14 protein-coding genes are annotated in these 22,131 nt (G+C 72.2%); 5 read left to right on the top strand and 9 right to left on the bottom strand.

Features of this window, described 5'->3' with window-relative positions; genetic code table 11:
- Positions 1 to 422 precede the first annotated feature (422 nt).
- Positions 423 to 872 (top strand): PTS sugar transporter subunit IIA, encoded by a 450-nt coding sequence (locus tag ABT232_RS14740; RefSeq protein ID WP_351840215.1) that lies wholly within the window; start codon positions 423 to 425, stop codon positions 870 to 872.
- 78 nt (positions 873 to 950) lie between these two features.
- The gene (gene ptsP, locus ABT232_RS14745) at positions 951 to 2,621 is read left to right on the top strand and encodes a phosphoenolpyruvate--protein phosphotransferase (RefSeq protein ID WP_351840217.1); all 1,671 of its coding nucleotides are present in this window, start codon (positions 951 to 953) and stop codon (positions 2,619 to 2,621) included.
- A 70-nt stretch (positions 2,622 to 2,691) separates the two neighbouring features.
- Here the strand turns inward: ptsP and ABT232_RS14750 are convergent, their stop codons facing one another.
- Complete coding sequence (locus ABT232_RS14750) at positions 2,692 to 3,576, bottom strand: DUF8829 domain-containing protein (RefSeq protein ID WP_351840219.1); 885 nt, start codon at positions 3,574 to 3,576, stop codon at positions 2,692 to 2,694.
- Between the two features lie 187 nt (positions 3,577 to 3,763).
- A complete protein-coding gene (locus tag ABT232_RS14755) occupies positions 3,764 to 5,731 on the bottom strand; it encodes an acetoacetate--CoA ligase (RefSeq protein ID WP_351840221.1) in 1,968 nt (655 codons plus the stop codon).
- Between the two features lie 213 nt (positions 5,732 to 5,944).
- Here ABT232_RS14755 and ABT232_RS14760 point away from each other — a divergent pair, with 213 nt between their 5' ends.
- Positions 5,945 to 8,323: a glycoside hydrolase family 31 protein gene (locus tag ABT232_RS14760; protein ID WP_351840223.1), complete on the top strand. Its 2,379-nt coding sequence runs from the start codon at positions 5,945 to 5,947 to the stop codon at positions 8,321 to 8,323.
- Here the strand turns inward: ABT232_RS14760 and ABT232_RS14765 are convergent.
- Complete coding sequence (locus tag ABT232_RS14765; protein WP_351840225.1) at positions 8,314 to 8,850, bottom strand: NUDIX domain-containing protein; 537 nt, start codon at positions 8,848 to 8,850, stop codon at positions 8,314 to 8,316. The genes ABT232_RS14760 and ABT232_RS14765 overlap by 10 nt on opposite strands.
- 49 nt (positions 8,851 to 8,899) lie before the next feature.
- Positions 8,900 to 9,709, bottom strand: coding sequence for a M15 family metallopeptidase (locus ABT232_RS14770; RefSeq protein WP_351840227.1), 810 nt, complete (start codon positions 9,707 to 9,709; stop codon positions 8,900 to 8,902).
- A 270-nt stretch (positions 9,710 to 9,979) separates the two neighbouring features.
- On the opposite strand from ABT232_RS14770, the gene ABT232_RS14775 reads away from it, so the two are divergent.
- Both ABT232_RS14775 and glpK read left to right on the top strand, forming a co-directional pair.
- Positions 9,980 to 11,614 (top strand): EAL domain-containing protein, encoded by a 1,635-nt coding sequence (locus tag ABT232_RS14775; RefSeq protein WP_351840228.1) that lies wholly within the window; start codon positions 9,980 to 9,982, stop codon positions 11,612 to 11,614.
- A 481-nt stretch (positions 11,615 to 12,095) separates the two neighbouring features.
- Entirely contained in the window at positions 12,096 to 13,616 is a 1,521-nt protein-coding gene (glpK, locus tag ABT232_RS14780; protein ID WP_351840230.1) for a glycerol kinase GlpK, read from the top strand.
- A 186-nt stretch (positions 13,617 to 13,802) separates the two neighbouring features.
- Here the strand turns inward: glpK and ABT232_RS14785 are convergent, their stop codons facing one another.
- Genes ABT232_RS14785 through ABT232_RS14805 form a run of 5 tightly spaced genes read right to left on the bottom strand, consistent with a single transcriptional unit; the run spans position 13,803 to position 22,082 of the window.
- Positions 13,803 to 14,408 carry a GTP-binding protein gene (locus ABT232_RS14785; RefSeq protein WP_351840232.1) on the bottom strand — a complete coding sequence of 202 codons (606 nt, stop codon included), beginning with the start codon at positions 14,406 to 14,408 and terminating at the stop codon, positions 13,803 to 13,805.
- On the bottom strand, positions 14,389 to 18,021 hold the full coding sequence (locus tag ABT232_RS14790; RefSeq protein WP_351840234.1) for a hydantoinase B/oxoprolinase family protein: 3,633 nt from the start codon (positions 18,019 to 18,021) through the stop codon (positions 14,389 to 14,391). Before ABT232_RS14790 ends, ABT232_RS14785 begins: the two co-directional genes overlap by 20 nt.
- Positions 18,022 to 18,045: 24 nt before the next feature.
- On the bottom strand, positions 18,046 to 18,441 hold the full coding sequence (locus ABT232_RS14795) for a DUF742 domain-containing protein (RefSeq protein WP_351840236.1): 396 nt from the start codon (positions 18,439 to 18,441) through the stop codon (positions 18,046 to 18,048).
- Between the two features lie 9 nt (positions 18,442 to 18,450).
- Positions 18,451 to 18,888 carry a roadblock/LC7 domain-containing protein gene (locus tag ABT232_RS14800; RefSeq protein ID WP_351840238.1) on the bottom strand — a complete coding sequence of 146 codons (438 nt, stop codon included), beginning with the start codon at positions 18,886 to 18,888 and terminating at the stop codon, positions 18,451 to 18,453.
- On the bottom strand, positions 18,885 to 22,082 hold the full coding sequence (locus tag ABT232_RS14805; protein WP_351840240.1) for a sensor histidine kinase: 3,198 nt from the start codon (positions 22,080 to 22,082) through the stop codon (positions 18,885 to 18,887). Before ABT232_RS14805 ends, ABT232_RS14800 begins: the two co-directional genes overlap by 4 nt.
- Positions 22,083 to 22,131 lie beyond the last annotated feature (49 nt).

Raw genomic sequence — 22,131 nt, forward strand, 5'->3', positions numbered from 1 at the left:
TATCAACATATCTGGCGTTGACTTTTGGCACGCTGTTGAGTTCTCAAGGAACGGACGCTTCCTTTGTACTCACCCTCTCGGGCTTTCCTCCGGGCGCTTCCCTTCGGTGTTCCAAACTCTATCAGTGTTTTTCCGTCTCTCTGACCACCTCCTGCAGACATGCAGAAGGAGACCCCGAGATAGGATCTGACAAGTTGGGTGCCGCCGGGCCAGGGCGCTTGGTCGCGCCGCTCAGCCTCAAGCAGGGTTTCGACTGTACACGGGGCCGTCGAGCAGGTGCAAATCCGTTGAAGGGGTGGTCTAGACCTCTCCTCGGGAGCTATCGTGCGGAACCGTCACTTCCTATGACATACGCTGCTGATCAGGCGCCGTCCGGGACAGGCAGTGACGGCCCATCTCTCTCCACCCCTGGGAGGCTTCCCATGACCACCGTGATGTCCCCGCTCGCCGGCCGCGCCATCGGACTGGCCGCAGTGCCGGATCCGGTCTTCTCCGGAGCCATGGTCGGCCCGGGTACCGCCATCGACCCCGTGCGCGAGCCCTCCGAGGCCGTCGCGCCCGTCGAGGGCGTCATCGTCTCGCTGCACCCGCACGCCTTCGTGGTGGTCGACGCCGAGGGGCACGGTGTACTCACCCACCTCGGCATCGACACCGTGCAGCTGAACGGTGAGGGCTTCGAGCTCCTTGTGAACAAGGGGGACACCGTGACCCGTGGTCAGGCAGTCGTGCGCTGGGACCCGGCCGCCGTCGAGGCCGCCGGCAAGTCCCCCATCTGCCCCGTCGTCGCGCTGGAGGCAACCGCCGAGGCTCTGTCCGAGCTCCGTGAGGACGGCGACGTCAAGGCCGGCGACAGTCTCTTCGTCTGGAAGTGACGTCATGCCGTCCGAGGACGGCGAGTCAGTACAACCACCGCGGCGGCGGGACCCGCCGCACTATCGGAGACGGGTGAGATGGAGACAACGCTGCGAGGCGTCGGCGTGAGCCACGGTGTGGCGATCGGCGAGGTTCGGCACATGGGGACGGCGGTGCTCGAACCGCCCGCCAAGCAGATCCCGGCGGAAGAGGCGGAGCGCGAGCAGGGGCGCGCCCGTCAGGCCGTGGAGGCCGTCGCGGCCGACCTGATGGCGCGCGGCAATCTGGCCGGCGGCGAGGCGCAGGCGGTGCTGGAGGCCCAGGCCATGATGGCCCAGGACCCGGAGCTGATCGCGGACGTGGATCGTCGGATCGCCGTGGGCAGCACGGCCGAGCGCGCGGTGTACGACGCTTTCGCCGCGTACCGGGATCTGCTGGCCGGTGCCGGTGAGTACCTGGCCGGCCGTGTCGCCGACCTCGACGATGTGCGGAATCGTATCGTCGCCCGTCTGCTGGGCGTCCCGATGCCGGGTGTGCCGGACAGCGACGAGCCTTACGTGCTGGTGGCGCGTGACCTGGCTCCGGCCGACACCGCTCTGCTCGACCCGACGCTGGTGCTGGGCTTCGTCACCGAGGAGGGTGGGCCGACCAGTCACAGCGCCATCCTGGCGCGGGCACTCGGGGTGCCGGCCGTGGTGGCGCTGCCCGGAGCCGGTGAGCTGGCGGAGGGGACGGTCGTCGCCGTCGACGGCAGCACCGGTGAGATCTTCGTGAACCCCAGCGAGGAGAAGAAGGCGCGGATGGCGGCCGCGGCCGCGGAGCGCAAGGCCGCGCTGGCCGCCTCGACAGGCCCTGGTGCCACGTCCGACGGTCACAAGGTGCCGCTGCTCGCCAACATCGGCGGTTCCGCTGACGTGGCGGCGGCGGTCGAGGCCGGTGCCGAGGGCGTCGGTCTCTTCCGGACCGAGTTCCTGTTCCTGGACGACAGCAAGCAGGCTCCTTCCGAGGAGAAGCAGGTCGAGGCCTACCGGCAGGTGCTGGAGGCGTTCCCCGAGGGCCGGGTCGTGGTCCGGGTGCTGGACGCCGGCGCGGACAAGCCGCTGGACTTCCTGACTCCGGCGGACGAGCCGAACCCGGCGCTCGGCGTGCGGGGTCTGCGGACGCTGCTGGACCACCCGGAGGTGCTGCGGACCCAGCTGACCGCGCTGGCCAAGGCCGCCGAGGGTCTGCCGGTCCACCTCGAGGTGATGGCCCCGATGGTGGCGGACCGTGCGGACGCCAAGGCGTTCGCCGAGGCGTGCCGTGCCGCCGGGCTGCGGGCGAAGTACGGCGCCATGGTGGAGATCCCGTCGGCCGCGCTGCGCGCGCGCTCGATCCTCCAGGAGGTCGAGTTCCTGTCGCTGGGCACCAACGACCTCGCTCAGTACACCTTCGCCGCCGACCGCCAGGTCGGTGCGGTGTCCCGGCTCCAGGACCCGTGGCAGCCGGCGCTGCTGGACCTGGTCGCGCTGTCCGCGGAGGCGGCCAGGGCCGAGGGCAAGAGCTGTGGTGTCTGCGGTGAGGCGGCGTCCGACCCGCTGCTCGCCTGTGTGCTGACCGGTCTGGGTGTCACCTCCCTCTCCATGGGTGCGGCGTCGATTCCCTACGTCCGGGCGACGCTGGCGAAGTACACGCTGGCGCAGTGCGAGCGGGCCGCGGCGGCCGCGCGTGCGGCGGACAGTGCCGAGGAGGCGCGCGGCGCCGCTCAGGCGGTGCTGTCGGGCGAGTAGTCCGGCCGCGTCTTACGACGGCTGTTGCCGAGGGGCGCTTCACCTGCGGGTGGGGCGCCCCTCGGGTGTTTCAGTGGTGGTGGTGCGGTGCCGGTCCTTCCTCTCCCAGGTCGGGCGGTTCGCAGTAGTCGACGCCGGATTCGGGAGAGATCAGCTCTCCGGACTCGACGTCGGTGCAGTAGGCGTCGAAGACCTCGCCGGCGGTGAGGGGTTCGAGGCCGTGGCCGCGCAGGCGCCAGCCGTAGACGCGGTCGGCGGTGCCGGGGGCGGTGGTGCGCATGACGAGTCCGCCCGGGTTGCGGGTGGCCAGGCCGAGGGCCAGGACGGTGGTGAAGTCGAGGGCTTCGGCCGGGTCGAGTTCGGTGTCGCCGTCGTCGGCGTGCAGGGCTGCCACGAGGGTTTCGGGGGTGCCGGAGACGCTGCAGACGAGGTGGCGGTTGCCGGGCGGCGCCGTGTCGAGGATGCGGGTGAGGACAGCCGAGGCGCGGGTGAAGGCGGCCCGGCCGAGGTCCTCGCCGCAGGTCGTGCACGACCCGAGGTGGGCGAGGAGGGTGGAGGCGTAGTCCCAGGTCGCCTGGCGTACGGCTTCGTCGACGAGGGCGGGGACGAGGTCCGCGAGGGGTCGGCCGTCGTAGGGGACGGTCGGTCCGGTGGCGGCCAGTTCGGCGGTGAAGCGGCTTCGGCTGGAGGGGATGTCGGGGTCGAGTCCCACGTCCGAGCAGAAGTCGGCGTACTCCTGCGGATCGAAGAGGGCCACGGTGGTGTGGCTGCCCTGGGCGGCCAGGGTTTTGAGCAGGGCCTCCACGTGCTGGAGGTAGGTCTGGTGGTCCTCGAAGGTGAAGGTGCGGTAGTGCCGCATCGCGCGGAAGTCGTGCTCGTCGGTGAGCAGGCCGATGGTGCCGGCGATTTCGCGGCGCAGGACGCGTCGCATGGTCAGGTGGTCGGTGTGCGCCATGTTTCCCCCTGTGCGCAGTCGATCAATGCTCACTCACAGTAACCGGCGGCACTGACAACGGGGTCGGCCGAGGTGGTTCGCGGCTTGCGTGAGGAAGGAAAGCGCGGGTCGAATGCCCTGGCCTCGGGCTCGGCCGGGTGTGCGGCGAGTCCGAGGCCGTCTGCGGAGGGTGGTCGCGGTGTGGGTGTCAGGCGCGCTTGCGGGCCAGGTCCTCGTAGAAATGGAGCAGGTCGAGGTTGTCGATGGAGCCGGGGTTGACGGCCTTCTCCAGCGGGGTGCCTTGGAGGAGGCGCTTGACCGGGACCTCGATGCGCTTGCCGGTGAGGGTGTGCGGGATGCCGGGCACTTCGATGATCTCGTCGGGGATGTGACGCGGGGAGAGCTGTTCGCGGATGGTCTGCTTCACCCGGCCCAGGAGGGCGTCGTCGAGGACGGCGCCGGGGGCCAGGTGGACGAAGAGGGGCATCCAGTAGCCGCCGTCGGGCTGCTCCAGGCCGATGACGAGCGATTCCTTGATCTCGGGAAGGCGCTCGACGGCTTCGTAGATGTCGGCCGAGCCCATGCGGACGCCCTGCCGGTTGAGGGTGGAGTCGGAGCGGCCGTGGATGATCACCGAGCCTCGTGAGGTGACGGTGATCCAGTCGCCGTGGCGCCAGACGCCGGGATAGGTGTCGAAGTAGCTGTCGTGGTAGCGGCTGCCGTCGGGGTCGTTCCAGAAGTAGATCGGCATGGACGGCATGGGGTTGGTGACCACCAGTTCGCCGACCTCGTCGACCTGGGGGTCGCCGGCCGGGTCCCAGGACTGCAGGTCGGTGCCCAGACCAGGGGCCTGGAGCTCGCCGATGTACACGGGGAGGGTCGGTACCGCCCCGGCGAAGCAGGAACAGACGTCGGTGCCGCCGCTGACGGAGGCGATCCACAGGTCGTCGCGGACCTCGTCGTGCAGCCAGCGGAAGCCGTCGGGCGGCAGCGGCGAGCCGGTGGTCGCGACGCAGCGCACCGCGGACAGGTCGTGGTCCCGCGCGGGGTGCACCTCCGCCTTGCGGCAGGCCATGACGTACGCGGCCGAGGTGCCGTAGAGGGTGGCTCCGGTGCGTTCGGCGATCCGCCACTGGGCGCCGGTGTCGGGGTGTCCGGGGCTGCCGTCGTAAAGGACGATCGTGGTGCCGGTCAGGAGGCCGGAGACGAGGAAGTTCCACATCATCCAGCCGGTGGAGGTGTACCAGAAGAAGCGGTCCTCGGGGCCGAGGTCGCAGTGCAGGCCTAGCTGCTTGAGGTGCTCGACCAGGATGCCGCCCTGGGACTGGACGATCGGCTTGGGCAGGCCGGTCGTGCCGGAGGAGTAGAGGACCCACAGGGGGTGGTCGAAGGGGAGCTGCTCGAATTCCGGTTCGACGTCCGCGCCGGTCAGGGCGCCCCACTCGACGGCTCCGTCCGGCGCCTCGGTGCCGAGGAGGGGAATGTGGACGACGGCGCGCAGGGTCGGCAGTTCGCGGCGCAGCTCGGTGACGGTGTCGCGGCGGTCGTGCTCCTTGCCGCCGTAGCGGTAGCCGTCGACGGTGAAGAGGACGACGGGTTCGACCTGCTGGAAGCGGTCGAGGACGCTGCGGGCGCCGAAGTCGGGGGCGCAGGACGTCCAGACTCCGCCGACCGCGGCGGTGGCCAGCAGGGCGACGACGGCCTGGGGGACGTTCGGGAGGTAGCCGCTGACGCGGTCGCCCGGGCGGACGCCGAGGCGGCGGAGTTCCGCGGCCAGGGAGCCCACCTGGCGGCGCAGTTCGGACCAGGTCACCGCGCGGGGTTCGTGGGTCTCGTCGACGCAGAGGAGGGCCGGTTCGTCCGCGCGGGTCGCCGCCGCGCGCAGGGCGTGTTCGGCGTAGTTGAGGGTGGCGCCGGGGAACCACTGGGCGCCGGGCATGCTGCGGTCGCCGAGCACGCGCGCGTAGGGGGTGGAGAACCGCACGTCGAACCACTCGGTGACGGCTTTCCAGAACGTGTCCAGTTCGTCGACGGACCAGCGGTGCAGGGCGGTGTAGCCGCCGTCGGCCGGGGCGCCGTGGTGCTCGGCGGCCCAGGTCTGGAACCTGGTGATCTGTGCCTGGGCGATGTGTTCCGGATCGGGCTGCCAGAGCGGCTGGGGGTTCACGGTCGACATGGGGCGGCTCCCGGACTGTGCGCGTCGTGTGCGTCCTCCGCGCACGTGCAGGGTTGTGCGCGTGACGCGGCTGACACGGACGATGCCATGTGATCGACTTGTACACCAGGGTGCGCCCCACATAGTCCGTGTCGTGAAGATGTGGTCCTGACACGGGTGAACGGCAGTTGAACGAGACACGCGCACGGTCCGCTCAGTGGCAGGGTGAGCAGCATGGACGGTCGTGACCTGGTGCGTTCGATGAAGACGGTCGGTTCCGTGGGGGCGGCGCAGGGGTTGCGTACCGTACGGGCGGCGTGGCGGCGCAGGCGTGCCGACGCCTCGGGGCTGCCGCCGAGGGGTGCGGAGCGGGCCCGGGTGCCCGGTGTGCTGCGGTCGGCGGAGCCGGGGCCGGGCGGGGGCACGCTTCGGTTCGGCCGTTCGGAGCTGCGGATCATGGTGGCGGTGAACGGGGCGGTCTTCTGGGGCTGGGACGGGGCCGGTCCGGAGCCGTCGTACGCGGTGGGCGGTCGCTGTCCGGATCCTGATCCGCGGGCCGTGCTGGAGCCCGACAAGGACGGCGGCTGGCGGGTCGTCGCGGAGCGGGTGACGGTCGTGGTGGCGCGCGACGGTGCGGTGGAGGTGCGCACGCCCGGCGGGGTGACGCTGCGGCGCGATCTGCCGCCGCGGTGGTGGGAGCCGGTCGGTGGGGGCACCGCGCGGTGGATGCAGCGGTCGGAGGTGCCCGCGGACGCGCGGTTCTTCGGGCTCGGGGGCAGGGCGTCGGGGCCTCGGCTGCGGGACGGGGCGTACCGGTTGTGGAACACCGATCCGGGGGCCGCTTTCGGTCCGGACGACGATCCGCTGTACATCACCATGCCGGTGCAGCTGGTGGTGGCCGACGCGGGCACGCATCTGATGTTCCACGACACCACCTGGGACGGCACGGTGCTGTTGCGGGAGGGCGTGGAGGGCGCCGGTTCGGGGCACGACCGGTGCGGGATGTCCGAGCTGCGGATGGACGGCGGTCCGCTGCGCTGCTGGGTGGTGGTGGGGACCCCCGCGCGCGTGCTGCTCGCGTGGGCGTCGCTGACGGGGGCGCCCGCGCTGCCGCCGGCCTGGGCGCTGGGCCACCATCACGCGCGGTGGGGTTTCGGGACCGAGGACGAGGTGCGGCGGATCGTCTCGGGGTACCAGGAGCACGGTCTGCCGCTGGACGCCGTCCACCTGGACATCGATCACTACGAGGATCATCGGGTGTTCACGGTCGATCCCGACCGTTTCCCCAAGTTGCCGCAGCTCGCCGAGGAGCTTCGGCGGGACGGGATCCGGCTGGTGTCGATCGTCGACGCCGCGGTGCGGGACGAGCCGGGCGATCCCGTGCGGGACAGCGGGGCGGCCGAGGGTGCGTTCGTGCGGGACGCCTCGGGGCGGGTGGTGCGGGGGGTGGGCTGGGCCGGGGACTCGGTGTTCCCGGACTTCACGGACCCGCGGGTGCGGCGCTGGTGGGGCGGTCTCTACGAGGAGCGGCTGGCGCAGGGCTTCTCGGGGTTCTGGCACGACATGAACGAGCCGACGTCGTTCGCGGCGTTCGGGGAGACGACGCTGCCGCGTTCGGCCCGGCACTCCCTGGAGGGGCGCGGGGGCGATCATCGCGAGGCGCACAACGTGTACGCGCTGTGCATGGCGCAGGCGGGGTTCGAGGGGCTGGCCGAGCGTGTGCCGGGGCGGCGTCCGTTCGTGTTCTCGCGGTCCGGCTGGGTGGGCATGCAGCGTTACGGCGGGACGTGGTCCGGTGATGTGGCGACGGGCTGGCCGGGGCTGCGGGCGTCGTTGTCGCTGGTGCTGGGGCTCGGGTTGTGCGGGGTGCCGTACTCGGGGCCGGACGTGGGCGGGTTCGACGGGAGTCCGTCGCCGGAGCTGTTCCTGCGCTGGTTCCAGCTGGGTGCCTATCTGCCGCTGTTCCGTACCCATGCGAGTCTGCGGGCGGGGCGGCGGGAGCCGTGGGAGTTCGGTGCCGAGGTGCTGGAGCACGCGCGCGTGGCGCTGCTGGAGCGGCGGCGGCTGCTGCCGTACTTCGTGACATTGGCGCATCTGGCGCGGCGTACCGGGGCTCCCTATGTGCGGCCGTTGTGGTGGGGGGCGCCGGAGGACCGGGAGCTGCGGGACTGCGAGGACGCCTTTCTGCTGGGCGACTGCCTGCTCGTGGCGCCGGTGCTCGATCCCGGGGCGGACAGGCGGGCGGTGCGGCTCCCGCGCGGGCGGTGGTACGACACGGTGACCGAGCAGGTGTACGAGGGGCCGGCGCGGGTGCTGGTCGACGCTCCCCTGGGGCGGATTCCGGTGTTCGCGCGGGCGGGGGCCGTGCTGCCGGTACGGGGTGACGACGGGGGGCTGGAGCTGGAGGTGTGGGCTCCCGCGCGGGGGCGTACCGGGGGCGGGCTGGTGGTGCCGGACGCCGGTGAGGGCTGGGAGGAGCCCGAGATCGAGCGCTATGTGTCCCGCCGGGCGGGCCGGCGGGTGCTGGTCGAGCGGGAGGACGAGGGCGGCGGGGCCGTGCCGCCCCGTCCGGTGCGGGTGCGTGGGCTCGGGGCGGACCGGGATCAGATGTAGCGGCCCTCGAACCAGGCCCGTACGGCCAGTGTGTGCAGGGGGAAGGCGAGTTCGGCGGGCTGGCGCAGGAGGTGCCAGCCCTCGGTCTCGTCGGTGGCCGTGGAGGCGGGCAGGCTGTCGGCGGGGCGTTCCGGGAGCAGCCCGAAGATCAGCAGATGGCCGGCGGGGGCGCTCATGGCGTCGATGAGCCGGACGTCGCGGGCGAGCGCGTCGATGCCGGTCTCCTCCTTGAGTTCCCTGACGACGGCCTGGCGCCAGTCCTCGCGGTCGTCGATGAAACCGCCGGGCAGGGCGATGCCTCCCCGCGCGGGGGCGACGGTTCGGGTGATGACGACCAGGGCGGTGCCCTGGGTGTCGTAGACGGGCTGGAGGGCGACCGCGACCGGCAGCGGGTTGCGGTAGGCGACGGTGGCGCAGGCCGGGCAGGTGCGGGGCCAGCCGGAGACGCCCTCTCCGTAGGGCGATCCGCAGCTCGAACAGTGGGAGCCCGGCGCGGAGTTGGGGGTGGGGGCATGAGTTTCGGACACGCCGCGGACTGTATCCGATCATGGGGAGGGCGTCGTCGCGGGTGCCGGCTCAGTGGCCGTGGGCGAGGGACCTGGCGGAGACGGGGAAGTCGAAGTAGGTGTCCGGGTAGGGCTCGGGCTTGTAGGTGAAGTGCCACCACTCCTCGGCGAGGTTGACGAAGCCGAGCTCTTCCAGGGTGTTCTTGAGCAGGAGCCGGTTGGCTCGCTGTTCGCCCTGGACGCGCGGGTCGAGGGTGTGGGAGAGGGTGTCGAAGCAGTCGAATCCGGTGCCCATGTCGACGGAGTTGTCGGGGAAGCGCTGGTCCTGGGGGGCGTGACAGGCCGCCAGGGGTTGGCCGGGGATGTAGGGCCTGGTCGGCCCGGCCGGGAGCCGGACGAGGGTGAGGTCGACGGTGGAGCCGCGGCTGTGGCCTGATTTCTCCGCGATGTAACCGTCCGCGAACAGCCGGGTCTTGTCGACGTTCGGATAGAACTCGGCCTTCATGGCCTGGTCGTCGAGGTCCTCGGCCCAGCGGACGAAGTGGTCCACCGCGCGCTGCGGCCGGTAGCAGTCGTAGACCTTGAGGCTGTAGCCCTGGCGCAGCAGCTTCCTCTGGGCCTGGTGGAGGGCTTGTGCGGCGGGGCGGGTGAGGATGCACAAGGGCTGCCGGTAGCCGTCGATGCGCTCGCCCACGAAGTTGTGGGACGTGCGGTAGCGCATCTCCTGGAGGATCGTCCGGTCGACGGTGCGCAGGGCGACGAAGTCGGCCGGTGCGGTGGGTTCCGGTGCGGCCTGGGCGGTGGTGGAGGCGGTGGTCATGGCGAGGAGGGCGGCCGCCCTGGTGACCAGGCCGCGGGTCATGGAGGAGATTCGTGTCATGTCCCCTGCATCTATCAGGCCCGGGTCGCGGCGGGGAAGTGAGAGGAGGCGATCCGAGCCCGATCGGGCGTAGGGCGGTTCGGCCCTCTAGTCGGCCGGGTGAGGGTCGTGGAGCGCGTGTGCGCCGTCCCGGCAGGCGTGCGAACGCGATCTCACCGTCCTGGCCCCCAGGTGGCGAGCTCTTTGTACGCTGCGTGATCGACCGGGAATGCTGCGTGAACGTAGTGTGAACTGGGCCAAGGCGCGCGCCGGCGGAGCCATCATGCTCCCGTGCACTCCTGGTCGGACACGCTCCGCTTCGCTTTCCAGCCGGTGGTCAATCTGTCCACCGGTGGGATCGCGGCACTGGAGATCCTTGCCCGCCCGGAGACCGGTGACATCCTGGCCGAGGCCCGTCGAGATCCCGAACTCGACGGCCGGATGGCCGTGTCGGCGGTCCGGGCGGCGGTTCGCCACGAGACGCTGCTGCCGCTGCACGTCAACGTGTTCGCCGGCACGCTCGCGGATCTCGGCGGGCTCGCCCCGCTGCACGACGCGGTGCGCGCGGCGGGACGGCTGCCGTGGGAGGTGACCGTCGACATCGGCCCGCCCTACACGCATGTGCCGCAGCAGGCGCTGCTGGAGGCCGTGGGCGTGTTGCGGGGGCAGGGCTTCCGGATCAGCGCGGACGGTGTGGGAGACGGTGACCTGCCGCTGCGGCTGCTGGCGGACCTCGCGCCCGACCTGGTCAAGCTGGACGCGTCTCTGCTGGCCCGGCCCGCCGCCGTACGGGCGATGCGGACCCTGAGCGACGAGCTGGGGGCGCTGCTGGCCGTCGAGGGGGTGGAGACCGAACTTCAGTGTGCGGCGGCGTTGTCGGCCGGGGCGCAGCTGGCCCAGGGCGTGCTGTTCGCGCCGCCGGCCAGGCTGCCCACCATGGATGTGTACGTTCCGCCCCGCTCCCCCGGTTTCGACGGGACGGTGCGGTCGGGGCCGTCGGTGCGGGAGTTCGTCCGGCCGGCCGCGCTGCTGCCCGAGTCCGCGTCCGCTTCCCAGGTGCGGGACCTGCTCACCGGGTCGCCCGACGTGTCCGGGGTGCTGCTGGTGGACCGGGGCGGGGTGCCGGTGCGGTCGGTGCACCGGTCCCGTTTCCTGCTGTCCCTGTCGGGCCGGTACGGGCACGCGCTGTATGCCGACCGGCCGGCCGCCAAGCTGGGCGATCCGCCGCGGACGGTCGGGGTGGACGCCACCGCGTGGGAGGTGCTGGACGTGGTGGCGGACGGTGAGCGGGACCGCACCTCGGACGATGTGGCGGTCGTGGACGGGTACGGGCGGTGCGTGGGCGTCGTACGCCTCGCGGACCTGGTGCGGGCGCTGGCCGAGTCCCGGGTCGAGGAGGCGGCCGGGCTCAACCCGCTGACCCGGCTGCCCGGTTCGGACGCGATCACCGGTGAGGTGGACCGGCGGATCGCGGACGGGCGGCCGTTCGCCCTGAGCTGGCTGGATGTCGACCACTTCAAGCAGGTGAACGACGGGGCTGGGTTCGCGGCGGGCGACGAGCTGATCCGGTCGGTGGGCCGGGCGCTGCAGCTGGCGGCGTCGGGGAGCATCCGCGTGGGGCACATCGGCGGGGACGACTTCCTGGTGCTCGCGGACCCGGAAGGGCTCGATCCGCTGGCTGCGGCGGTGCTCGACGCGGCGTGGTCCGCGGGCGGCCGGCCGGTGACGCTGTCGCTGGCCACGGTGGTGTGCGGGCCGGGCAGCGTGTCGGATCACCGGCAGGCGGCGGCCTCCCTGGCGCCGCTGAAGAAGGCCGCGAAGGCACTGTCCGGGGCGAGTTGGGTCCTGGGGCACGCGGGACTGCCGGGATACGACGTGCGCCGGGGCGCGGAGGCGGTGCCCGGGCAGGCGGGGTGCGCGGTGTAGGAGGCGGGGCGCGCGGTGTAGGAGGCCGGGCGCGCGGTGTAGGAGGCCGGGCGGGGTGAGGGGCCGGCTGCCGGGGCCGCGGGTCGGGTGGGGGCTCGGGAGATGACTCGGGTTGGTGGCTCGGGCTCGGGTGCGGTGAATTCGGGGGTTCGAGGGGGCTCGGAGGGATCGAGGGGGGCTCGGGGGATCGAGGGAGGCTCGGGGGGATCGAAGGGCCACCTCGGGCTGAAAAACCGTTCCCGTCGCCGACCTTGACGGCTTCGGAGTGCCGGAGAACACTTCCCGTTGTCCGCCGACATCGCCGTACATTCTCGGCATATTCCGGCACCGCGCCGTACGGGCTCCTGAGCCGCGGCCCGCTCCCCCGCCGGCGATTCGGCTGCGACGGCACGCTCGTCACGTCACGGAGCACGGAGCCGCTTGACCGTTTCGCCGGTCCGGTCTCCCGCGCAGCCTGCTGAACCGAGCCGAAGGGGTGGCCATGACGGACAACGGCGAGAAGTACGTCGCCGCGATCGACCAGGGCACCACGTCGAGCCGCTGCATCATCTTCGACCACGGCGGCGGGATCGTCGCCGTCGACCGGCGTGAGCACCGCCAGATCTTCCCCAAGCCCGGCTGGGTGGAGCACGACGCCTCCGAGATCTGGGCCAAGGTCCAGGCGGTGGTCGCCGGGGCCCTCGCCAAGGCCGGGCTGCGGGCGGAACAGTTGAGCGCGCTGGGTATCACCAACCAGCGCGAGACGACGGTTCTGTGGGACCGTGCGACCGGCAAACCGGTGCACAACGCCATCGTGTGGCAGGACACCCGAACCGCCGCGCTCTGCGCCGAACTGGGCGGCGCGGACGGCCAGGACCGCTTCCGCGAGCGGACCGGGTTGCCGCTGGCGAGCTACTTCTCCGGGCCCAAGGCGGCCTGGCTGCTCGACAACGTGCCGGGGCTGCGGGCGCGGGCCGAGCGGGGCGAGATCGCCTTCGGCACCGTCGACTCATGGCTGATCTGGAACCTCACCGGCGGCACCGACGGCGGGCGGCACGTGACCGATGTGACCAACGCCGGGCGCACCATGCTGATGAACCTGGAGACCCTTCGGTGGGACGCCTCGATCCTCTCCGCGATGAATGTCCCGGAGGCCGTGCTTCCGGAGATCAGGTCGTCCGCCGAGGTGTACGGGACGGCCGTCGGACAGCTGGCCGGCGTCCCGGTGGCGTCGGCGCTCGGTGACCAGCAGGCGGCGGTGTTCGGGCAGGCCTGCTACGACGTGGGGTCGGCGAAGAACACGTACGGGACGGGCAGTTTTCTGTTGTTGAACACCGGCAGCCGGCCGGTGCCGTCCAAGAACGGGCTGCTGACGACGGTGGGCTACAAGATCGGTGCCGAGGCGCCGGTCTACTGTCTGGAGGGCTCGATCGCCATAACGGGCGCGCTCGTGCAATGGTTCCGCGACCAGCTCGGGATCATCCGCAGCGCCGACGAGATGGAACCGCTGGCGGCGAGCGTCGAGGACAACGGCGGCGCGTACATAGTGCCCGCCTTCTCCGGCCTGTTCGCGCCGTACTGGCGCTCCGACGCGCGCGGGGTGGTCACCGGCCTCACCCGGTACGTCACGAAGGCGCATCTCGCGCGTGCGGTGCTGGAGGCGACGAGCTGGCAGACGCGCGAGGTGGTGGACGCCATGTTCCAGGACTCCGGGGTGCCCATCACGGCCCTGAAGGTGGACGGCGGCATGACCGGGAACAACCTGCTGATGCAGCACCAGGCGGATGTGCTCGGCGTCCCGGTGATCCGGCCCCGCGTGTCCGAGACGACCTGCCTGGGCGCCGCCTACGCCGCCGGGCTCGCGACCGGGGTGTGGAACGACCTGGAGGAGCTCAAGGCGCACTGGCGCAAGGACGCCGAGTGGGTTCCGGCGATGGACCGTTCGGTGCGTGACCGCGAGTACCGCAACTGGCGCAGGGCCGTGGAGAAGAGCCTCGGGTGGGTGGAGGACGGGAACGGCTAGCTCCACGCGCGCGGGGCATCCGCACACTGCGGCCCGTACCCCTGTCGGCGGGGGTACGGGCCGTCCGCGCGGGTGCGGGCCGTGCAGGTGCCGGCTGTGCGGGAGCGGGCCGCGCGGGGGCAGGCCGCACGGGGGCACGCGGCGCGGGAGCCGGCCGCACGGGAGCCGGCCGTGCGGGGGCAGGTGTCAGGTGGTGACGGCCTGGCGGCGGTCCGCCGCCTGGGCCGCCGCGTGGCGGACGACGCCGATGAGGACCTCCTTGACCGACTCGCGGTCGCGGGCGTCGCACAGCACGAGCGGGACGTCCGGGTCGAGGTCGAGGGCCCGGCGGACGTCCTCCGCCGGATAGCGCGCGGCGCCTTCGAAGCAGTTGACGCCGACCACGAAGGGGATGGACCGCCGCTCGAAGTAGTCGACGGCGGCGAAGCAGTCCTCCAGGCGTCGGGTGTCGGCGAGCACGACCGCGCCGAGCGCGCCCTCGGACAGCTCGTCCCACATGAACCAGAACCGCTCCTGGCCGGGGGTGCCGAAGAGGTAGAGCACCAGGTCCTCGCGCAGGGTGATCCGGCCGAAGTCCATCGCCACGGTGGTGGTGTGCTTGCCCTCGACGCCGCTGGTGTCGTCGACCGGGCGTCCGGCCTCGGTGAGCAGTTCCTCGGTGCGCAGCGGTCGGATCTCGCTGACCGCGCCGACGAGGGTGGTCTTGCCCACGCCGAAGCCGCCGGCCACGAGGATCTTGAGCGTGACGGGCTCGACCGGGGGCTTGCCGCGCTCAGAACGCCCGAAGATCATCGATCTCTTCTCCTGCTTGATGGGGGTGGGTGGGCGGTGGGCCGTAGCCTCCGCCGCCGGGGGTTTCGATGACGAGTACGTCGTCGGGGCCGACGGACGCGGTGTCGCTGCCGGCGAGGGCGGTGACCGTGCCGTCGGCGCGCTCGATCCGGTTGGCGCCCAGGGCGCCCGGTTCGCCGCCGGCCATGCCGTACGGCGGCACCCGGCGGTGCTGGGAGAGCGTGGAGACGGTCATCGGCTCGCGGAACCGGATGCGGCGGACGGCTCCGTCGCCGCCGCGTTCCCGGCCCGCGCCGCCGCTGCCCCGGCGGACCGAGAACTCCTCCAGCAGCACGGGCAGCCGCCACTCCAGGACCTCGGGGTCGGTCAGCCGGGAGTTGGTCATATGGGTCTGTACGACGCTCGCGCCGGGGAAGCCGTCGCCCGCGCCGGAGCCGGAGGCGACGGTCTCGTAGTACTGGTGGCGCTCGTTGCCGAAGGTGACGTTGTTCATCGTCCCGGAGCCCTCCGCCTGGACGCCGAGCGCCGCGTAGAGGGCGCCGGTGATGGCCTGGGAGGTCTCCACGTTGCCGGCGACGACGGCGGCCGGTGGTTCGGGGGCGAGCATCGAACCGGCCGGCACGACGATCCTCAAGGGGCGCAGGCAGCCGTCGTTGAGGGGGATGTCGTCGGCCACCAGGGTGCGGAAGACGTAGAGGACGGCCGCGTTGACGACGGCGTAGGGGGCGTTGAAGTTGGTGGCCAGCTGAGGTGAGGTGCCGGTGAAGTCGACGGTCGCGGAGCGGCTCTCGCGGTCCACGCGCACGCGTACGCGGATGACGGCGCCGGAGTCGGTCTCGTAGGCGTACGCGCCGTCGTCAAGCGCGTCGATGACCCGGCGGACGGCTTCCTCGGCGTTGTCCTGGACGTGCCGCATATAGGCCTGGACGACGTCGAGCCCGAAGTCGGCGATCATGTGGCGGACTTCGTCGACGCCCTTGCGGTTGGCGGCGATCTGGGCGCGCAGGTCGGCGAGGTTGGTGCGCGGGTTGCGTGAGGGGTGCGGCGCCTCGGTGAGCAGGCGGTGGGTCTCCGCCTCGCGGAAGCGCCCGTCCTCGGCGAGCAGCCAGTTGTCGAAGAGGACGCCTTCCTCCTCGATGGTGCGGCTGTCGGCGGGCATGGAGCCGGGGGCGATGCCGCCGATCTCGGCGTGGTGGCCGCGGGAGGCGACGTAGAAGAGAATCCGGTCACCGTCCGTGTCCGGTTCGGGTGTGGTGTCGAAGACCGGGGTGATCACGGTGACGTCGGGCAGGTGGGTGCCGCCGTGGTACGGGTCGTTGACGGCGTAGGTGTCGCCCGGGCGCATGCGGGAGCCGCGCCGACGGATGACCTCTTTGACGCTGGTGCCCATGGAGCCCAGGTGGACGGGGATGTGCGGGGCGTTGGCGACCAGGTTCCCGTCCGGGTCGAAGAGGGCGCAGGAGAAGTCCAGGCGTTCCTTGATGTTGACGGACTGGGCAGTCGACTCCAGCCGGGCGCCCATCTGCTCGGCGATCGACATGAACAGGTTGTTGAAGACCTCGAGGAGAACCGGGTCGACTTCCGTGTCGAGTTCGGAACTCTCCGTGACCGCCGTGCGTTCCATGACCAGATGCCCGTCGTCGGTGGCCGCGGCCTGCCAGCCGTGGTCGACGACGGTCGTCGCACTGGCCTCGGTGATGATCGCGGGGCCGGTGACAGTCTCGCCGGGAGGCAGTGCCTCTCGGCGGTGCAGGGGCACGTCGCGCCAGGTTCCGCCGGTGTGGAGGCGGACGGTGTGCGGGGCGGCGGTGCGGCCTTCGTAGGGGGCGAGGGCGGAGAGATCGGGGGGTGCGGTGAGGCCGGTGGCTTCCACGGAGAGGGCTTCGACGACTATCGGGCGGGCGAGGGTGAAGGAGTACGTGGCGCGATGACGTGCTTCGAAGACCTGCCGCATGGCGGCGGGGTCGGTGAGTTCGACGGTGAGGGCGGTGTCGGTGCCGTCGTAGCGGAGCTGGGCGCGCCGGGTGACCTCGATGCGGTCCTCGGGGACGTCCTCGGCGCGCAGTTCGGCGCGGGCGGCGGCCTCCAGGTCGTCGGCGGTCTTGCGGACGCCGGGCATCGCGGCGGGTTCCAGGGGTGCCTCGACGGACTGTTCGCGCATGGCGGTGATGTCGGCGAGGCCGATGCCGAGGGCGGAGAGGACACCGGCCATGGGCGGGACGAGGACCGTGCGGATGCCGAGCGAGTCGGCGACCATGCAGGCGTGCTGGCCGCCCGCCCCGCCGAAGGTGGTCAGGGCGTAACGGGTGACGTCGTGGCCCTTCTGGACGGAGATCCGTTTGACGGCGTTGGCGATGCCGGCCACCGCGATCTGCAGGTAGCCCTCGGCGACCTGCTCGGGTGTGCGGTCGTCGCCGGTGCGCTCGTGGATGTCGTGAGCGAGGGCGGCGAAGCGGTCGCGGACCAGGGTGTCGTCGAGGGGCTGGTCGCCGTCGGGGCCGAACACCCGCGGGAAGTGAGCGGGTTGGATGCGGCCGAGCATGACGTTGGCGTCGGTGACGGTGAGCGGGCCGCCGCGGCGGTAGCAGGCGGGGCCCGGGTCCGCGCCCGCCGAGTCCGGCCCTACGCGGTAGCGGGAGCCGTCGAAGTGCAGGATCGAGCCGCCGCCCGCCGCGACGGTGTGGATGTCGAGCATGGGGGCGCGCAGCCGGACGCCGGCGATGCTCGTGGTGAAGACGCGTTCGTAGGCGCCGGCGAAGTGCGACACGTCGGTGGAGGTGCCGCCCATGTCGAAGCCGATGACGCGGTCGAAGCCGGCCAGCTGCGACATGCGGGCCATGCCGACGATGCCGCCGGCCGGTCCGGACAGGACGGCGTCCTTGCCGCGGAACTGAGTGGCTTCGGCGAGGCCTCCGTTGGACTGCATGAACATCAGCCGGACGCCTTCGAGCCGGCCGGCGACGTGCTGGACGTAGCGGCGCAGCACCGGCGACAGGTAGGCGTCGACGACGGCGGTGTCCCCGCGCGGGACGAGTTTCATCAGCGGGCTGACCTCGCTGGACAGCGAGATCTGCGGGAAGCCGATGCGGGCGGCGAGCTCTCCGACGGCCTGTTCGTGCGCCGGGTGGAGGTGGCTGTGCAGGCAGGCCACGGCGACGGCCCGGATCCCGTCGTCGTAGGCCCGGCGCAGCGGGCCGGCCAGGGCGTCCAGGTCGGGGGCGCGCAGCACCGTGCCGTCGGCGGCGATGCGTTCGTCGACCTCGACGACCCGCTCGTGGAGCGGTTCGGGCAGTTCGATCCGGCGGGCGAAGATGTGCGGGCGGTTCTGGTAGGCGATACGCAGGGCGTCGCGGAAGCCGCGGGTGACGACCAGGAGGGTGCGCTCGCCCTTGCGCTCCAGCAGGGCGTTGGTGGCGACCGTGGTCCCCATGCGCACGGCTTCGACGGGGTCATCGGAGCCGGCCAGCAGTTCACGGACGCCGGCGACGGCGGCGTCGGAGTAGGCCGGGCTGTCGGAGAGCAGCTTGTGGGTCAGCAGGCGTCCGTCCGGCCGCCGCGCGACGATGTCCGTGAAGGTGCCGCCCCGGTCCACCCAGAACTGCCAGCCTGTCACGTCTCCACCTCGCTTCCGCGCTGCTCACAGCGCCCGGAGGCCGTTGATCACGTCGCGCAGAATACTCTCGTCCGGCAGTTCGGCCGGGGGCACGGGGCGTGTCACATGGACGAGTTCCGCGTCCACCAGATCGCCGATCAGCACCCGGACGACGCCGATGGGCAGATCGAGTTCCGCGGCGAGTTCGGCGACCGACTGCGGAGCGTCACGGCAGAGCCCGACGATGTCCACGTGCTCCGGGGACATCGTCGGGTCCGTCTCGTGGTCGTCCGCGTGGGGCTCGGTGACGACCACCGCGATCAGGTCGAGGCGGTGCTGGGCGGCGTGGCTGGTGCGGCCGCGCGTCATGGCGTACGGGCGGACGACCGGTCCCGCCTCGTCGTCGAACCAGTGGCTTCTAGCCTGACCGTCTGCGCTCATGTCATCCCACTACCCGTCTGCGGGCAGATCGGTGCGCGGAGCGGTCGCCAGATGGGGGCCGACCCGCTTCACGAGAAGCGTCATCTCGTAGGCGACCTGGCCGATGTCGGAGTCGGCGTCGGAGAGCACGGCGAGGCAGCTGCCGTCGCCCGCGGCGGTGACGAACAGGAAGGCGTCGTCGAGCTCGACCACCGTCTGCCGGACGCTGCCCGCCTCGAAGTGGCGGCCGACGCCCTTGGCGAGGCTGTGGAAGCCGGCGGCCACGGCGGCCAGGTGCTCGCCGTCCTCCCTGGTCAGGTCCTTGGACACGCCGGTGGCCAGGCCGTCGCCGGACAGCACGACGGCCTTGCGGATGCTCGCGACGCGATCCACGAGGTCGTCGAGGAGCCAGTTCAGCTCGCCGGACTTGCCGGTCGTGGCGTGGTCGGTCGCCTTCGGTGCGGTCATCGACCGTCCCCCTTAGTCGTTCCTTGTGGTGCTGTGCCGCTGTGGGCGTCGTCGCCCGCGGCGTTCTCCTCGCGGCCGCGCCGCCAGCCGCGCTGGAGCGAGGCCATCCGGCTGCGGACGTCGTCGGCGTCCCGGTCGGCGGGCGCCGCCGTGTCGTCCGTACGGCGTTCCGGGGCTCGCTTGAGCTGCGGCGCGAGGCTGGCCTGCCGTACGCGCCGGGGCAGGAGGCCCGAGCCGGGGCCGGGCTCCTCGGGTGAGGTGCGGTCGCCGGCGGCGGTGTCGTCGACCGGGGTGCCCTTGGCGAGGGGATCGTCCTGGCCCGTGGGGCGATCGCCGGCGGCGTTCAGTGCTCGGGTGCCCGTCGGCGGGCGGCCCGGGGTGCGGGGTACGGGTTCCAGGCCGGGGAAGCCGCGGGGCGGCGCCGCGGAGCCGTGGGCGGTGTCACCGGCGGTGCCCGCGACCGGGTCACCGGCGCTGTCACGGTCGCGGGAGTCGGCTCGTCCGGTGGGGCGGTTCGGCGCGGTGGCCGGATCGGCGCGGTCACCGGAGTCCGGACGGTTGCCGGTGCGCAGGGGCGCGGTGGCGGAATCGGCTCGGTCGCCGCGGTCGGTGCGGCCGTCGACGCGGGTCGGCGCGACCTTGGGGTCGACACGGTCGCCGGAGTCGGCGCGGCTGGGCGAGGTTCCGGGGTCGGCGAGGTCGCGGGTGTCCGGGCGGCCCGGCGTGGTGCTGCCACGGCCGAGCGGGGAACTGCCGCGGCGGCGGGTCGGGAGCGGGGCCATGCGGTCCGCCTCGGGGCGGTCCGCTTCGGGGCGACGTGCGCCGGGACCGGTCGAGGGCTCCTCGTCCGGCTCCGCGCGGCGGGGGCGCTGGTCCGTGACCGGGCGTCCGTGCGAGCTGACCAGCTTGGGCGTGCGGCGCTGGGGCAGCGGGACGGGCCCGGTGAGGCGGTCGTCCTCGTCCGTGGCGTCGCCGGCGGAGGTGTGGTGGGTGCGGGAGGCGGTGTGCCGGCGCTCGCCGGGGCGGCCGGGCGTCTCCTCGTCGGCCGCCACCAGGGAGCGGCGCGGACGGAACAGGCCGCCGCGTTCGCTGTCCTCGCCGTCGAGCGCGCCGGGGAAGTCGTCGATCACGTCCAGGTCGACCGGGGCCTCCAGTTCGACCGGACCGTCCAGCAGCGAGGCGGGCAGGCCGGGCAGCTTCACCGGCACCTGGGAGAGCGCGGTCCGGCTGCCGGCCTCGACCTGGGTCTCCTTTGCGGGTCGCGGCCGGTCGAGGCGGAAGCCGATGCCGTTGGTGTCCGGGACGTCGTCCGTCAGCAGGGTGTCCGGGATGAAGACGACGGCGGTGGTGCCGCCGTACGGGGACGGTTGGAGGGAGACGCGGACGTTCTGCCGCTGGGCGAGCCGGCTGACCACGAAGAGCCCGAGCCGGTCGGTGTCGGAGAGTTCGAACTCCGGGGTCTCGGCGAGCCGGAGGTTGGCGTCGAGCAGTGCCTCGGCCGCCATGCCCAGACCTCGGTCGTGGATCTCCAGGGTGAAGCCGTTGGCGACCCGTTCGCCCACCACCTGGACGGCGGTGTGCGGCGGGGAGAACACGGTGGCGTTCTCCAGCAGTTCCGCCACCAGATGCGTGAGGTCGGCGACCGCGGGGCCGGTGACGGCGGTGCGCGGCAGGCGGCGCACCTCGATACGCTCGTAGTCCTCGACCTCGGCGACGGCGGCCCGTACGACGTCCATGAGCTGGATCGGTTTGCGCCACTGCCGGGAGGGGGCGGCGCCGGAGAGGATGACCAGTCCCTCGGCGTGCCGGCGCATCCGGGTGGTGAGGTGGTCCAGGCGGAACAGGTCGGCGAGTTCCTCGGTGTCCTCGGTCCTGCGCTCCATGGTGTCGAGCAGGGTCAGTTGCTTGTGCAGGAGGACCTGGCTGCGGCGGGCGAGGTTCACGAAGACCTCGGAGACGCCGGCGCGCAGCTCGGCCTGTTTGACCGCGGCCTCGACGGCGGCGCGTTGCAGGGTGTTGAGGGCCTGGCCGACCTCGCCGATCTCGTTCTTGTCGTACTCCAGCCGCGGGACCTCGGTCTCGACGTCGACCTGTTCGCCCGTGGAGAGCCGGCGCATCACGCTGGGCAGCCGGACGCCGGACGCCTCGTGGGCCTCCAGCCGCAGTTGGCGCAGGTCGCGGATGAGGGAGCGGCCGATCCGCGTGGACACGAAGAGCGAGACGATCAGCGCGGCCAGGCCGAGGACGCCGGCGACGACGGCCTTGACGATGACGCCGGTCGCGATCGGGCTGACGCGTTCCTGATAGCGGTCGGCGGCCTCGTCGTCGAGGGTGCCGAGTTGGTCGAGGACGTTCCCGGCGGCGGTGTCCCAGCTCTGGGCGGTGACGCCGCCAGGGGTGGTGGACCGGGTGGCGACGGCGGCCTCCTCGGCCGCCCGCAGCGGCGCGGTCTCGGCGTTCTTCCAGAACCGCTCGTAGCGGTCGCGGTCCGCGGTCGGCAGCAGTGCGCGGTTGACGTCGTAGAGCAGGGTGCGCTGCGCGATGAGGTCGGAGACCTGGCGGACCTCGCCGCGGGTGATGCGGCCGACGATCAGGGCCGAGCCGAGCAGGGCGTCCTCACGGGAGAGGAGTTCGCGGGCGCGGGAGAGGTTGACGAGCGCGCGGTACTGGGTGTCCAGCTCCACGTCGTCGACGACGTGGAGGTTGGCCAGCAGGGCGTAACACGGGTCGACCAGGCGGTTGTAGAGGTTGAAGGCCTGCGAGCGGTTGACGGTGCCGTCGCTGACGCTGCGGCGCAGGGCCTCGATGCCCTGGAAGGCGTCCAGTACGGCGGTCAGCCGCTCGCCGGTCGCCTCGTCCAGGGCGTCGCGGACATCGGGGTCGCCGGCGTTGCGCCGGATCTCGGCTACGGCCTCGTCGGTGGCGGCCCGGCTGCGCTTCATGGCGGCGAGGCTGTTGGAGGCGCGGGGGTCGGCGAGGTGCACGAGGGTCTGGCGGCGCTCCTGCTGGAGGACCCGGACGGTGTCCTCGGTGGGGTAGCCGACCTCTTCGACGAGAGACGTCGCACTGAACAGCCGGGCGGCCTCGCGGCCGGTGAGCACCGTGGCGAAGGCCCAGATCGCGGTCAGGGACACCAACGGCACGAGAAGCAGCGCCACGATCTTCCGGCGGATGGACTTCCCGCGAAAGCGCATGGCCTCCCCCAGCTCGACCCCCAGCGACTGGGGGTACACATGTGCGTCA

This window comes from Streptomyces sp. NPDC001532 (assembly GCF_040298625.1).
Classification (GTDB): Bacteria; Actinomycetota; Actinomycetes; order Streptomycetales; family Streptomycetaceae; genus Streptomyces.

Bases quoted from the DNA above. Each gene is read 5' to 3' on its own strand.
- ABT232_RS14740 (WP_351840215.1), top strand. From the start codon at position 423: ATGACCACCGTGATGTCCCCGCTCGCCGGCCGCGCCATCGGACTGGCC.
- ptsP (WP_351840217.1), top strand. From the start codon at position 951: ATGGAGACAACGCTGCGAGGCGTCGGCGTGAGCCACGGTGTGGCGATC.
- ABT232_RS14750 (WP_351840219.1), bottom strand. From the start codon at position 3,576: ATGGCGCACACCGACCACCTGACCATGCGACGCGTCCTGCGCCGCGAA.
- ABT232_RS14755 (WP_351840221.1), bottom strand. From the start codon at position 5,731: ATGTCGACCGTGAACCCCCAGCCGCTCTGGCAGCCCGATCCGGAACAC.
- ABT232_RS14760 (WP_351840223.1), top strand. From the start codon at position 5,945: ATGGACGGTCGTGACCTGGTGCGTTCGATGAAGACGGTCGGTTCCGTG.
- ABT232_RS14770 (WP_351840227.1), bottom strand. From the start codon at position 9,709: ATGACACGAATCTCCTCCATGACCCGCGGCCTGGTCACCAGGGCGGCC.
- glpK (WP_351840230.1), top strand. From the start codon at position 12,096: ATGACGGACAACGGCGAGAAGTACGTCGCCGCGATCGACCAGGGCACC.
- ABT232_RS14785 (WP_351840232.1), bottom strand. From the start codon at position 14,408: ATGATCTTCGGGCGTTCTGAGCGCGGCAAGCCCCCGGTCGAGCCCGTC.
- ABT232_RS14795 (WP_351840236.1), bottom strand. From the start codon at position 18,441: ATGAGCGCAGACGGTCAGGCTAGAAGCCACTGGTTCGACGACGAGGCG.
- ABT232_RS14800 (WP_351840238.1), bottom strand. From the start codon at position 18,888: ATGACCGCACCGAAGGCGACCGACCACGCCACGACCGGCAAGTCCGGC.
- ABT232_RS14805 (WP_351840240.1), bottom strand. From the start codon at position 22,082: ATGCGCTTTCGCGGGAAGTCCATCCGCCGGAAGATCGTGGCGCTGCTT.